Source organism: Ruegeria sp. AG1 (assembly GCF_056541705.1).
On sequence record NZ_JBQFYU010000010.1, the window covers coordinates 18,336 to 31,326 of the forward strand.

11 protein-coding genes are annotated in these 12,991 nt (G+C 59.8%); 6 read left to right on the plus strand and 5 right to left on the minus strand.

The annotated features are described in order from the left end of the window. The first annotated feature begins 35 nt into the window (after positions 1-35). Genes ACR0B5_RS15530 through ACR0B5_RS15555 form a run of 6 tightly spaced genes read left to right on the plus strand, consistent with a single transcriptional unit; the run spans position 36 to position 6,779 of the window. Positions 36-1,745 carry an IlvD/Edd family dehydratase gene (locus ACR0B5_RS15530; protein WP_480541610.1) on the plus strand — a complete coding sequence of 570 codons (1,710 nt, stop codon included), beginning with the start codon at positions 36-38 and terminating at the stop codon, positions 1,743-1,745. Then, the gene (locus ACR0B5_RS15535; RefSeq protein WP_480541612.1) at positions 1,745-2,509 is read left to right on the plus strand and encodes an SDR family NAD(P)-dependent oxidoreductase; all 765 of its coding nucleotides are present in this window, start codon (positions 1,745-1,747) and stop codon (positions 2,507-2,509) included. Before ACR0B5_RS15530 ends, ACR0B5_RS15535 begins: the two co-directional genes overlap by 1 nt. A gap of 4 nt (positions 2,510-2,513) precedes the next feature. After that, positions 2,514-3,407, plus strand: a complete 894-nt coding sequence (locus ACR0B5_RS15540; RefSeq protein ID WP_480541614.1) for a 2-dehydro-3-deoxygalactonokinase — start codon at positions 2,514-2,516, stop codon at positions 3,405-3,407. Then, the gene (locus ACR0B5_RS15545) at positions 3,404-4,009 is read left to right on the plus strand and encodes a 2-dehydro-3-deoxy-6-phosphogalactonate aldolase (RefSeq protein ID WP_480541616.1); all 606 of its coding nucleotides are present in this window, start codon (positions 3,404-3,406) and stop codon (positions 4,007-4,009) included. The genes ACR0B5_RS15540 and ACR0B5_RS15545 overlap by 4 nt, the downstream gene beginning before the upstream one ends. Continuing rightward, complete coding sequence (locus ACR0B5_RS15550) at positions 4,006-4,866, plus strand: SMP-30/gluconolactonase/LRE family protein (protein WP_425085377.1); 861 nt, start codon at positions 4,006-4,008, stop codon at positions 4,864-4,866. Before ACR0B5_RS15545 ends, ACR0B5_RS15550 begins: the two co-directional genes overlap by 4 nt. After that, positions 4,863-6,779, plus strand: coding sequence for a beta-galactosidase (locus tag ACR0B5_RS15555; RefSeq protein ID WP_480541618.1), 1,917 nt, complete (start codon positions 4,863-4,865; stop codon positions 6,777-6,779). Before ACR0B5_RS15550 ends, ACR0B5_RS15555 begins: the two co-directional genes overlap by 4 nt. A 10-nt stretch (positions 6,780-6,789) precedes the next feature. Here the strand turns inward: ACR0B5_RS15555 and ACR0B5_RS15560 are convergent, their stop codons facing one another. The 5 genes from ACR0B5_RS15560 to ACR0B5_RS15580 form a co-directional block, all read right to left on the minus strand. Continuing rightward, a complete protein-coding gene (locus tag ACR0B5_RS15560) occupies positions 6,790-8,751 on the minus strand; it encodes a beta-galactosidase (protein WP_480541620.1) in 1,962 nt (653 codons plus the stop codon). Further along, positions 8,748-10,394: an amino acid ABC transporter permease gene (locus ACR0B5_RS15565; RefSeq protein ID WP_170718472.1), complete on the minus strand. Its 1,647-nt coding sequence runs from the start codon at positions 10,392-10,394 to the stop codon at positions 8,748-8,750. The genes ACR0B5_RS15560 and ACR0B5_RS15565 overlap by 4 nt, the downstream gene beginning before the upstream one ends. Before the next feature lie 65 nt (positions 10,395-10,459). Further along, positions 10,460-11,209: a basic amino acid ABC transporter substrate-binding protein gene (locus ACR0B5_RS15570; protein WP_480541622.1), complete on the minus strand. Its 750-nt coding sequence runs from the start codon at positions 11,207-11,209 to the stop codon at positions 10,460-10,462. Positions 11,210-11,236: 27 nt separating this feature from the next. Next, on the minus strand, positions 11,237-12,277 hold the full coding sequence (locus ACR0B5_RS15575) for a LacI family transcriptional regulator (protein ID WP_170702138.1): 1,041 nt from the start codon (positions 12,275-12,277) through the stop codon (positions 11,237-11,239). Beyond that, the gene (locus tag ACR0B5_RS15580; protein WP_480541624.1) at positions 12,278-12,961 is read right to left on the minus strand and encodes a sugar phosphate isomerase/epimerase family protein; all 684 of its coding nucleotides are present in this window, start codon (positions 12,959-12,961) and stop codon (positions 12,278-12,280) included. It lies immediately after the preceding gene. Positions 12,962-12,991: the final 30 nt, after the last annotated feature.

A 12,991-nucleotide genomic window follows, 5' to 3' on the forward strand; every position in this document is an offset into this window, starting at 1 on the left:
TCAATTCCAGCCCCAGCCAAAGAACCAAAGCCAGAATGACAAAGAATCGCCGCTCATCGCATTGGTACGGAAAACTCGACAAAGACGGGTTTATCCATCGCTCGTGGATGAAAAATCAGGGCTTCCCCGATCACGCTTTTGACGGTCGCCCGATCATCGGCATCTGCAACACATGGTCCGAGCTGACGCCCTGCAACTCGGGCCTGCGCGATCTGGCCGAAGGCGTCAAACGCGGCGTGTGGGAGGCCGGAGGTTTCCCGGTCGAATTCCCGGTCATGTCGCTTGGCGAAACCCAGATGAAACCCACCGCCATGCTGTTCCGCAACCTGCTGGCGATGGATGTCGAGGAATCGATCCGCGCCTATGGCATCGACGGCGTTGTGCTGCTGGGCGGATGTGACAAGACCACACCGGGGCAGCTGATGGGCGCGGCCTCGGTCGATTTGCCGTCCATCGTGGTCAGTTCGGGACCGATGCTGAACGGCAAGTTCAAGGGCAAGGATATCGGGTCGGGCACCGATGTCTGGAAGTTCTCGGAGGAAGTCCGCGCAGGCGAGATGACGCTGAAGGATTTCATGAACGCGGAATCCGGCATGTCGCGCAGCGCGGGGGTCTGCATGACCATGGGCACGGCCAGCACCATGGCCTCACTGGTCGAGGCGATGGGCATGTCCCTGCCCACCAACGCCGCCCTTCCGGCGGTTGATGCGCGCCGCATGGCGCTGGCGCATCTGACCGGCAAACGCATTGTGGAGATGGTGGAGGAAGACCTAAAACCCTCGGACATTCTGACCAAAGAAGCGGTCGAGAACGCCATTCTGACCAATGCCGCCGTAGGAGGGTCGACCAACGCGGTGGTGCATCTTCTGGCGCTGGCAGGCCGGGTCGGAGTGGACCTGACGCTGAAAGACTTTGAAATCGGGTCGGAAATCCCCCTGCTGGTAAACTGCATGCCCTCGGGCAAATACCTGATGGAGGATTTCTGCTATGCAGGCGGTGTGCCGGTGGTTCTGAATGAACTCAAACCCTTCCTGCGCCCCGCCAAAACAGTGCTGAACAAAGACTTATCAGCCCATTATGAAGGGGCTGAGTGTTTCAATACAGACGTCATTCGCCCCTTCAATGATCCGGTGAAACCCGCCGCTGGCCTGCGGGTGCTGCGCGGAAACCTTGCGCCGAACGGGGCCATCGTGAAACCCTCGGCAGCAACCGATGAGCTGCTTGAGACCGAAGGCGAAGCGTTTGTTTTTGACAATATCGAGGACCTCAAGGCCAATATCGACCGTGACGATCTGCCGGTGACACCGCAGAGCATTCTGGTGCTCAAAGGGTGCGGGCCCAAGGGCTATCCGGGTATGCCCGAGGTCGGCAACATGCCGATCCCCGCCAAGCTGGTGAAGCAGGGCGTGCGCGACATGATCCGCATTTCGGACGCGCGCATGTCCGGCACCGCCTATGGCACCGTGATCCTGCATGTCAGCCCCGAGGCGCAGGCCGGCGGCACGCTGGCGCTTGTCAAAACCGGCGACCGTATTCGCATCTCGGCCAGCAAGGGTCAGATGGAATTACTGGTCGATCAAAACGAACTGAACGCGCGCCGTGCTGCGTGGCAACCGGATGATCCGCATTACACACGCGGATATGCGAAACTCTATATCGACCACGTATTGCAAGCCGATCAGGGCGCCGATCTTGATTTCCTTGTCGGCAAAGACACCCGCCTTGTGACCAGAGAGAGCCACTGATGACCCAACCCGCCACATTCCATGACCTCAACGGTGCCTCGGTTTACATCACCGGCGGCGGCTCGGGCGTCGGCGCGGCGCTGACCGACGGCTTCATGGCGCAAGGGGCGCATGTGGCCTTTATCGGTCGGTCAGATGCCAGCGCTTTTGTCGACGAGATGCACGAAAAACACGGCCGCGCGCCGTTGTTTCTGCAAGGTGACATGACCGACACCGAGTTGCTGCACGCCACGATGCAGAAGGCAGCCGAAACGCATGGCCCGATCAACGTGTTGGTCAACAACGCCGCCAATGATCAACGCCACAGCTTGGATGAAACCACTCCCGAATTCTGGGACTGGATGATCGAAGTAAACCTCAAGGCCTATTACTTCGCCTGTCAGGAAGCTGCACGGCAGATGGAACAAGGCGGCTCAATCATCAATTTCAGCTCGATCAGCTATATGATGGGCAATGCGGGCTACCCGATCTACACGACCTCTAACGCCGGCATCACCGGGATGACCCGCTCGCTGGCGCGTGAGCTTGGACCGAAAGGCATTCGCGTCAACGCGTTGGCCCCCGGTTGGGTTCTCACGCAAAAGCAGATGGACATGTGGGCCACCCCCGAAGACCTCGCCGCACATTTGGATCGCCAATGCCTGAAAGAACATCTAAAGCCCGACGACATGATCGGACCCACCTTATTTCTGGCCTCAGACGCCAGCCGCGCCATGACCGGACAATGCATGGTTGCTGATGGTGGCGTCGTGGTAACGGGGTAGAGTTATGAAACCAGAATGGATCGCAACGGACTGGGGCACCTCGCACTTGCGCGTCTGGGCGATGGAGGGGCCGACCCCTATTGACCACGCCCAGTCAGACATGGGCATGGCGCGCGTCTCCAAGGGCGGATTTGAGGACGCCCTGTTGGCATTGATCGAAGGCTGGTTGGGCAGTGCCCCTGTCGACGTCGTCGCCTGCGGCATGGTCGGTGCCCGCCAAGGATGGGTTGAAGCGCCCTATGCCGCCGTTCCAAGCGCGCCTGTGCAGGGCGTTCCGATCCGCGTGCCCGCCACCGACCCTCGGATCCGCGCCTTTGTCGTGCCCGGTTTGAAACAGGTGTCCCCGCCGGATGTGATGCGCGGCGAAGAAACGCAGATCGCGGGATTTCTGGATACGCACCCCAACTGGGATGGGGTAATCTGCTTGCCCGGCACTCACACAAAATGGGTGCAGGTCAGCGCGAACGAGGTCGTCAGCTTCCGCACATTCATGACCGGAGAGGTGTTCGACCTGCTGCGCGGTCAATCGGTCCTTCGGCACTCGGTAGGTGAAGGCTGGGACGAGGCCGCGTTTGCCGAGGCTGTCGAGGATACTCTGTCCAAACCCGAACAGCTTGCCGCCCGTCTGTTCAGCTTGCGTGCGGCAGATCTGCTGCACGGGCAGGATGGCAGCACGGCCCGCGCACGTCTGTCCGGGCTATTGATCGGGGCCGAACTTGCGGCCTCACGCCCCTATTGGCTGGGTCAGCAGATCGCGATCATCGGGGCCGAGGGGCTATCGGCCGCCTACGCGCAAGCGCTGCAACCGCAAGGCGCGTTTGTTGAGATGGCCGACGCCACCGCATCCACTCTGGCCGGGCTGAACAAAGCCCGCAATATGACAAGAGAAACCGTATGAGCCGCCCTATCATTGCCATTCTGCGAGGGTTGACCCCCTTGCACGCCGAGAAAGTCGGTCGACTTCTGATCGAAACCGGGATCGACCGGATCGAGGTGCCGCTGAACTCACCGGATCCTCTTGAGAGCATCGGCATTCTGGTCGAGGCGTTCGGCGATCGCGCCCTGATCGGTGCGGGCACGGTGCTGACGCCCGAACAGGTTGAGGCCGTACGGGATGTGGGCGGCAAGCTGATCGTCTCACCCAATGCCGACCCGGACGTGATCCGGCGCAGTCGCGAACTGGGGCTGCAATCCTGGCCGGGCATCTTCACCCCGACCGAGGCCTTTTCGGCCCTCAAGGCAGGGGCAACCGGTTTGAAGCTGTTCCCCGGCTCCTTGGCAGGCCCCGCGGGTCTGTCAGCGTTGCGGGCCGTCTTGCCTGCGGGCACGCAGGTCTTCGCGGTTGGCGGTGCGGGTACAGACAATTTCGACGAATGGATCGCAGCCAGCGCAGACGGGTTTGGTATTGGCTCGGCCCTGTTCAAGCCGGACATGGAGATCGCGGAAATCTCGGAACGCGCCATCCGGATCGTAGCCGCCTATGACGAGGCCGTTGCATGAGCGTCACTTTCGACGACCGCCCGTGTATTCTGGGCGAAGGTCCCCTCTGGCATCCAGAGCGGAAGCAGCTGTTCTGGTTCGACATCCTCGGCAAACGCCTTCTGACCCGCGAGGACGAGGCGCAGAAAAGCTGGGATTTCGACGAATATGTCTCAGCCGCAGGCTGGGTGGACCGTGACACTCTGCTGATGGCCTCGGAATCCGGGTTGTGGCGGTTTTCGCTGGCCACGGGTGAGAAGTCACTGGTTGTCCCGCTAGAGGCTGAAAATCCCGTCACCCGTTCGAATGACGGCCGCGCCGATCCGTGGGGCGGGTTCTGGATCGGGACGATGGGCAAAAGCGCGGAACCCGGTGCTGGTTCAATCTACCGGTTCTACAAGGGCGAGTTGCGCCGTTTGGCGCCGGGTATCACCATCTCAAACGCGATCTGTTTCACTCCGGACCGGTCCTGCGCCTACTTCGCAGACACCGCGACTCGACAGGTCATGCGGTGGGATCTGAACTCCGAAACCGGCTGGCCTGAGGGGGAACCTTCGGTCTTTCTGGATCTGAACGAAGACGGTTTGAACCCGGATGGTGCGGTGGTTGATTCCGCTGGGAACGTTTGGATCGCTCAATGGGGGGCGAGCCGGGTCGCGGCCTATGATCCGACGGGCAAGTTCCTGCGCGCGGTCACCATTGACGCCGCTCAAACGTCTTGCCCCGCCTTTGGCGGAGACGATCTGACGACGCTGTTCTGCACGACGGCCCGCGAAGGGCTAAGTACTGAGACGCTTGAAACACAATCCACGAACGGAATGACCTTTGCCGAGCCGAACGCAGGCCAGGGCCAACCGGAACACAGAGTCCTTCTATGACCCCCAAACTTGGCGTTTGCTACTACCCCGAACACTGGCCCGAGGCTGTTTGGGCCGATGATGCCGCGCGCATGGTCGAAACGGGCTTGAGCTGGGTGCGCATCGGCGAATTCGCCTGGAGCAGGTTGGAACCCTCGCCCGGTGATCTGCAATTCGACTGGCTGGACCGCGCGGTCGAGGTATTGGGATCGGCCGGTTTGAAGGTGATTATGGGGACACCCACGGCCACACCTCCGCGCTGGATGCTGGACAAACACCCCGACATGCTGGCCGTCGACGCCCAAGGCCAACCGCGTAAATTCGGGTCGCGCCGGCACTATTGCTTTAGCCATGCGGGCTATGTCGAAGAGTGCGTCCGCATCGCCCGGATCTTTGGCGAACGTTATGGCCGCAATCCACACGTCGCCGCCTGGCAAATCGACAATGAATACGGTTGCCACGACACCACGATCAGCTACAGCGCCCCGGCGCTGGCAGCGTTTCGTCTTTGGCTGGCGGATCAATATGGCAGCATCGACGATCTGAACGAGGCTTGGGGCAATGTGTTCTGGTCGATGGAATACGACCACTTTGACCAGATCGACCTGCCAAACCTAACGGTAACCGAACCGAACCCGGCCCATGTTCTGGCCTTCCGACACTTTAGTTCAGACCAGGTGGCGGCGTTCAACAAGGCTCAGGCCGATGTATTGCGCCCGCTGACCGATGCGCCGCTGTCGCATAACTACATGGGACGTGTGCTTGAGTTCGACCATTTCGACGTCGGTGCGGACCTCGATATCGCCACCTGGGACAGCTATCCGATCGGCTTCTTGTCCGACCGATTGGAAGATGACGCCGAACACAAGGCCAAATTCCTGCAACAGGGCGATCCGGATATGCAGGGCTTTCACCACGATCTCTATCGCGCGGTTGGCGGTGGTCGTTGGTGGGTGATGGAACAACAGCCCGGCCCTGTGAACTGGGCCCCTTACAACCCCGCCCCCCTGCCCGGCATGGTCCGGCTGTGGTCGCTTGAGGCCGTGGCCCACGGGGCCGAGGTGGTGAGCTATTTCCGCTGGCGCCAAGCGCCCTTCGCGCAAGAGCAGATGCACGCCGGATTGCTGACAGCAGACAGCCGCGCGGCCCCCGGTCTGGCCGAGGCGCGCCAGACGGCGGATGAATTGAAGGCCATCGGTCCGGTTCACCAGAAACAGGCGCAGGTTGCGATCCTGTTCGACTATGCCTCGGATTGGGCGTGGACCACGCAGCCGCAGGGCGCAGGTTTTGACTATTTCCGGCTGGTATTCTCGGCCTATCGCGCTCTGCGTCGCGCCGGGCTTTCGGTGGACATCGTTTCACCTCAAGACCTGCCGAAAGGTTACGCGGTTATCCTTGCGCCGGGTCTAGCCACTATCGATGCCGAGTTGGAAACACGTTTGGCAGAGGCCTGCGAGCTTGCCATACTTGGCCCGCGCAGCGGCGCAATCACCCGCGATTTCCAGATCCCTCTGTCGGGTCGCCCCGGCCTTGATGGCGTCGATTGCCATGTCGATCTGGTTGAAACCCTGCCGCCGAGTGTCAAACGACCGGTGGTAGGAGGCGGCGCGGCGCAGCACTGGATCGACCGCCTGTCGGGAGACGGTGCAGACCTCTTGCAATTTGCTGATGGGACTCCTGCCGTGAAAACGGGGGACGGCGTTTGGTATCTGGCGGGTTTCCCCGACGAGGCGCTCTGGGATCGTCTCATCGGATTGGCGGCGCACCACACCGGGCTTACCCTGCAGCCGATGCCCGAGGGCTTGCGGCTTCGGGAAACGGCCGAGCATACGTTCCTGATCAACTACAATGCCGATCCGGTTGAGTGGAACGGGCACGCCATTGCGGGCTGCGACGTTCTCGTCCTTGAAAACAGCGCGTCCTCGGAGGGTTGAACCGGGCGCGCTATTCCGTCCAGATCGCAAGGTTGTGAGGGGCGACCGGGTCTTCTCCGACCAGAAGCTTGCGCTTTGAGTTCACAGGCAGCGGTTGGTCTTGATCACCGAAATTGAAGGCAAAGCGCAGGTCCCCGCGTCGGGTGAGCCTCAGATCTTGGTGCGTTTCGGTGACCTCCAGCCCAGCCCAATCCAACACTTCGCGCAAAATGTTTTGCAACAACGCGCCGCTCGGAACCATCGCAAGGTAGGTCGCTCTGTCTGAGCGTATGACCGCCGGACTGCCATTCTGATATCGGCTAGCGAAACGGCCGATAACTTGTTCACTTGTCTCGACAATTTCACGCCAACCGGTAAAAGGAAACGGGGTTTTCTCACCCAACTGTACGGCTTCTTCCGCAAGATCGGGCAAGGACTCGACTCGCAAAACGCGAACACCTGTCAAATCCCCAAGAACGCCCGGCGCGAGAGCATCCGGACTATGCATATCTGGCGTCTTGCTACCCGACCGCGCCCCGATCAACAGTTTCGCTGAGGTAGTCTTAAGTCTGGAGGCCAAACCGTCGCTGGCGATCATACTCTGCGGCAAAACGATCAAGGCATAGCCATCGAGGTCGTCCTCCGGCCCGACAAAATCCAGATCGACGCCGAAACCGCGCAAACCCGCGTACCAGTCTCGCAGGATGTTCGTGTTGGGAAATGCATCGTCATGCGGCAGGATGTCTGCCGCCCAGATCGATGCATAGTCGATCAGCATCGCAACTTGGACCTTCTTTCTTTTGGTCGACGGCAAAGCCGCGCGATCCTTCACCACCAGCGCCAGCTCGACCGCTGCCTGATCCAGACTACCATCCGACCGTAAAAGCGCGGTGTGGAACTGCTCCTGAGCGAACTTTGCCTGCCGCCAGCGAAAGAACATCACCGCCTGCGCGCCATGGGCATAAGCTGCCCATGTCCATAGCCGAACCATGCCATCTGCGGGCGAAGGGTTCTTTTCCGCCCAGTCGACGGGACCGGGTTGCTGCTCTAACACCCACATGCGCCCGCGTCCCTGCGAACGATAGAGATCGCAGTGAAACCCCTGATAGTCAGGTGCTCCGGTTCGCAAGTAGCGATGCTTGTCCTGACCAGACAGGGATGATCCCAGCAGATTGCCCAGCGGGTAGCTGTCGAAACCGACGATATCCAAATCGGCGGCCACCGCGTGGTGATCATACTCGAAACTGCCCGCCATGAAGTTATGCGTGATATCCCGGCCCGGCGAATGCGCCCGAAGAATATCCACCTGAGCCTTGTTGAACAGTCGGACCCGGTCCGAGGAATAACGCGCAAAATCCAAATATTGCGTTGGGTTCGCGGCCGCGACCAAGCCGTTTGGTAGCTCGATCTGGTCAAAACTTGAATACTGTGTGCCCCAGAAAACCGCACCCCATCTCTGGTTCAATTCTTCAATCGTGCCATAACGCTGTTGCAGCCATCGGCGAAACCCATGGCGAGCCGCGTCCGAGTAGCTGAGGACGGTGTCATGGTCATTGTATTCATTGTCGATCTGCCACGCGTGAACATGCGGGTTTTTCCCATAGCGCCGGGCATATTCGGTGGCGATCCGTTTGGCCTCCTCCAGATAGACATCGCTGGAGAAGCAATAGTGCCGTCGCGATCCAAAGCCGCGCACGCGACCGTCAGGACCCACGGGCAGAATCTCTGGATACTCGTCGATCAGCCATTTGGGTGGCGAAGCCGTGGGCGTAGACATCATGACCCGCAGGCCAGCCTCACCCAAAATCCCGATGACCTCATCCAACCAACCCCACTCGAACTGACCGCGCCGGGGCTCGATCAGGCCCCAGGTGAACTCGGCAATCCGCACCCAATCGAGGCCCATATCGACCATATGCGCAGCATCGTCTCGCCACTGGGACGGGTCCCATTGTTCGGGGTAGTAGCAAACCCCTAGCTCAAGTTTGCTCATCTGGTGTCCTTCGCGGTTCGCCGCTCGATCCATTTCAGGAAGCTGGCGCAACCCAGAGTAATCACGACATAGAGGATCGCCGCCGTGTTGAAGGGTGCAAAGGGCAGGAAGCTAGAGGCCTGGAACTCGCGCATTCGCTGGGTCATGTCGCGCACAGACAGGATCGACAGCAGCGAGGTGTCCTTGATCATCGCGATGAATTCATTGCCCAACGGCGGTGTCACGATCCGCAAGGCCTGCGGCAGCACGATCAGCCGCGCAGTTTGCCAGCGCGACAGGCCCAGCGAGCTGCCAGCCTCAAGCTGGCCTTTGGGTATGGCTTCGATGCCAGATCGGAAGATCTCGGCCATATAGGCAGAATACCCAACCGAAATGGCGATGATCCCGCGGGTCATGTTGGTCATGTCGATACCACCGCCGGTGGCATCCTTGACCGCGCCCGCCAGAGGAAGGCCGATATAGAGGATGATCACCAGCATCGGTATGCCTCGGATCGTGTCCACGAAAAACTCGGCCCCGACCGCAAGCGGGTGCAGTTTGTGCTGAGCCCCACCGACCGTCAGTGTCAGCAAAAGGAAACCGAAAACGGCAAAGGCCAGCCCCGGATTTCGAAACTTGTCTGGCAGAAAGCTGGTCTGCCAGATCACCGGATAGCCCTGTGTATGGGCTTCAACCGGAACAAACGCGCCCGAGACGCTGTCGACGGTCTCAATCTGCTCCAAAGCGGATGCAGCGTCAGGGGCGCTCCGAATTCGGATTTGCTGATCGCCGCCGCCTTCGAATTCACCGAAGCGGATCACATCGGCTTGCGCCTGAGGGGTACCGCGTACGATAGCGATACGGCCCTCGGTATTGCCGACAAGGACATAGCTGACTTTGGGCTGCATGAAGAAAAAGGTGGATACTGCAAGCAACGCCAGACTGATCGCGCCATAGACCATCGTTGTCCGGGCCTTTGGCTTGAAAGACTGCAGCCCCACCCAGATCAGACCCAGGATCGCGGCGAAGATATAGGCAAAGATCGCCGCGCGGAACGTAATGGCGACGCCTGTTGCGAATTGCCAATGGGCCATGAACATCAGGTAGAACAACGCGGCGCCTGTCAGAATTTCGAACCCGAGCTGCACGCGCCCGCGCATTGGTTTCGTCAAACGACCAGAGATCAGGCACAACGCGATGATCACAGCATAGACCGCCAGAAGGATCTGCAGGCCGCTCTGAACCTGTGCCACCACTTCGGGAAACAAAACCCAGGTTTGGTTGGAGCGGTCAATCAGGGTCGAGGTATTCTCACTGAGCGCATGAAAGAAGACGGACTCAGCGAAAGGCATCAGGACATGCGGGGCGACAAACGCCAGAATGGACAGGCAAACAGCCGCCGGAAACGCCGCCAAAGCCGAAATCCGCAGCCATGCGGGTGCTTGCGCTTCGAACCGGGAGTGGCGGGCGCAAAGATAGCCCAGGATCGCCGTCACAAGGACCAGTAGAAACCCCACGAATATCGGTCCTGCGTTGTTACCGATCCCCAGAATGGCGACCAGAGATCGCAGATATTTGGACGAGGTGGCAAACAGATAGATGATAAACGGCGCGGCTGCGAGCAACACGAGGTTGCTCGGGCGGATCGAGCTGAGGCGCGACATGATGTTCTCCGCTAAGTCAAAGCCCCGGCGGCAGAACCCGCCGGGGCTGGAGGGGGTTCAAAGGATCAGTTGGTGCCCCAGTATTTGGCTTTCAGCTCATCCAATGTGCCGTCTTGCTGGATTGCGGCCAGACCTTCGTTGATCGCATCGACAGTCGGATCACCTTCCTGAAACACGATGCCGAGCGGATCGGACTGCAGACCCGTGATGCCCACGGTCAGTTCACCCGCGAACTCCTGCTCATACGCGGTGGCCGAAGTTCCGTCGATGATCACGCCTTCGACGTCGGCGTTCTGCAACGCCAGAATGGCAGCCGAGAAGTTGTCATAGAGGCTGACATTCTCGCGCCCGACCAGCTCTTCCGCTAGCTGCGCGTTGGTTGTTCCGGTTTGAGCGGCCAGCTTGAGACCTCCGGCCTTGAAGTCATCCAGGGTCGTGTCGCCCTTGTCGACTTGCAACAGGATGGCCTGGCTGACCACGATATACGGCTCTGAGAAATCCATGGTCTCTTCCCGTTCCGGCGTGATCGAAACGCCCGAGATGACTAGATCGAACTCACCTTGCTGAAGGGCTGCGAAGATCCCGTCCCACGCAGTGTTGACGAAATTCGGCACGCAGTTCACGCGCTCGCAAATGGCGTTCATCACATCGACGTCAAAGCCCACGATCTCGCCTGTTGTTTCGTCGACGGTTTCCATCGGGGGATAGGTTGCATCCGTTCCTATCTTCAGAACGCGACCTTCCAAATCGGCGGCGAAGGCGGCTTGGACCGTCATCGTTGCAACGGCTGCAGCGGCAAGTAGATGTTTGAACATGTTTGGTTTCTCCTTTGTTGGGTCAGGTCAAATCGCCGGGTTCGGCGGAGGTGTGTCAGGTTGCCGCTCGATTAACGTGGCCCTGATCTTCTTTTGAATTTCGGACGGATCGACCCCGTCCAGTGATTTTAACATGAACGCGCCCAGCAACTGGCTGGTCTCGTCAATCGGCACGTAATAGGCACTGGGCGCGGGTACGAAATACTTGCTGAGTTGGAGGTCATCTGTCGAAATGACCACGACATCGCGCCCGACCCTGATGCCATCTTCGGCGGCCGCCGACAAAACGCCCAGTGTCATCGCCTCATTGGCGCAAATGATACCGGTCGGGCGGTCTTTGCGCTGCATGAGGCTGCGAAAAGCCTCTTGGCCGCTTTGCGCCGTTGTGGGGCCGTTGTAGATCAGATCGGGTTGAACGGGCACGCCCGCCGTCTGTAGCGCGGCGGCATAGCCAGTCTGGCGTTGTCCGGTGTAAACCAATTCGGCGGGTGGATTGATGAGAGCAATTCGTCGATGACCTAAACGCAACAGCCGCTCTGTGGCATCACGCGCCGCACTTTCGCTATCGAAATCGACATAGGGATGAGGTTCAGAACTGTCGCTCATGCCATAGGTTACAAAGGGGAAGTTCTGACTTTGTAGATAGGCGATACGCGGGTCGTTTCGTCGGGTGCCCGAAAAGATCACCCCATCCGCCGAGCGTTCCTGTACGATCGTGCGAAGGGCGGCCATCGCGTCGTCCAGATCAGCCACACTGCACACGCTCAGCTCATAGCGTGACCCCTGCAAAGCGGTTGAGATGCCAGCCACAATTCGGGTGAACTCGACACCCTCCCACTCCTCGGTTGCGTCGGCGGAGACGCCCACCAGTACCGCGATCCGGTAGGACTTGTTCGTGCGCAATTTCAGCCCAGCAAGGTTTACTTTGTAACCCTGCTCCACGGCCACTTTCTGTATCTCTTCACGGGTTTCGCGTTTGACCGAGTCCTCCCCGCGCAACGCATTGGATACGGTCCCGACGGAGTAGCCTGTCTGCTTGGCGATAGACTTGATCGTTGCGCGGGCCATCTAGATACGACCTTTCAAAAGATCGGTCAGAAAGCGCCTTCCTGTTGTCAGAGTCTTTGCCGGGCTAGGAGGCTCGTCATGTTCAACGAACAGATCCGAACAGGCGGTGCGATCCAGAGCGTCAAGAACCGGGCTCCAGTCTATGTCGCCCTGCCCTAAATCCCGCCACCTAGCGTCGCCCTTTTGGCTGGGATCCACGTCCTTAGCATGGACCGAAACCACACGGTCGGCATAGCGCTCAATCATCTCAACCGGGTCCAGGTAGGCCGCCCCCAGCCAACCGATATCGGGCTGCCAATAGACGCTCCCTGTCTCCAGGATCATCTCCAACGGCGTCTGCGAGGGGTACCCGACCAGGTCGAAATCGTGGTTGTGATAGGCCAGCCGAACGCTCGAGCCTGACAGTTGCGCAGCCAATTGTGATAACTGGCCCGACACAGCCTTCCATCCCTCGGCAGTGTCGGGCCGCGCCTCTGGTGCCAGCCAAGGCATGACGGCAACCGGGCACTCCAATCGTTCCAGAAGGTCCTGAATTTCGGGTAAACGCCCCTCGAACTCTTCCCAGTCGAAATGCGCCGAACGCACCCGTAGGCCCGATTGCGCAACGATCCGGGCCATCTGAGGCGCCGTCAGGTCGTGCAACCCCGTCGTTTCGACATCTGCATAGCCACAGGCTGCCGCCATTTGCAGTTGATCGCCAAGATCACCACAATT

What these genes read in the sequence shown, in the direction of transcription:
- ACR0B5_RS15580 (WP_480541624.1), bottom strand. Translation starts at nt 12,961, where the DNA reads ATGGCGGCAGCCTGTGGCTATGCAGATGTCGAAACGACGGGGTTGCAC.
- ACR0B5_RS15560 (WP_480541620.1), bottom strand. Translation starts at nt 8,751, where the DNA reads ATGAGCAAACTTGAGCTAGGGGTTTGCTACTACCCCGAACAATGGGAC.
- ACR0B5_RS15575 (WP_170702138.1), bottom strand. Translation starts at nt 12,277, where the DNA reads ATGGCCCGCGCAACGATCAAGTCTATCGCCAAGCAGACAGGCTACTCC.
- ACR0B5_RS15555 (WP_480541618.1), top strand. Translation starts at nt 4,863, where the DNA reads ATGACCCCCAAACTTGGCGTTTGCTACTACCCCGAACACTGGCCCGAG.
- ACR0B5_RS15535 (WP_480541612.1), top strand. Translation starts at nt 1,745, where the DNA reads ATGACCCAACCCGCCACATTCCATGACCTCAACGGTGCCTCGGTTTAC.
- ACR0B5_RS15550 (WP_425085377.1), top strand. Translation starts at nt 4,006, where the DNA reads ATGAGCGTCACTTTCGACGACCGCCCGTGTATTCTGGGCGAAGGTCCC.
- ACR0B5_RS15570 (WP_480541622.1), bottom strand. Translation starts at nt 11,209, where the DNA reads ATGTTCAAACATCTACTTGCCGCTGCAGCCGTTGCAACGATGACGGTC.
- ACR0B5_RS15545 (WP_480541616.1), top strand. Translation starts at nt 3,404, where the DNA reads ATGAGCCGCCCTATCATTGCCATTCTGCGAGGGTTGACCCCCTTGCAC.
- ACR0B5_RS15530 (WP_480541610.1), top strand. Translation starts at nt 36, where the DNA reads ATGACAAAGAATCGCCGCTCATCGCATTGGTACGGAAAACTCGACAAA.
- ACR0B5_RS15565 (WP_170718472.1), bottom strand. Translation starts at nt 10,394, where the DNA reads ATGTCGCGCCTCAGCTCGATCCGCCCGAGCAACCTCGTGTTGCTCGCA.
- ACR0B5_RS15540 (WP_480541614.1), top strand. Translation starts at nt 2,514, where the DNA reads ATGAAACCAGAATGGATCGCAACGGACTGGGGCACCTCGCACTTGCGC.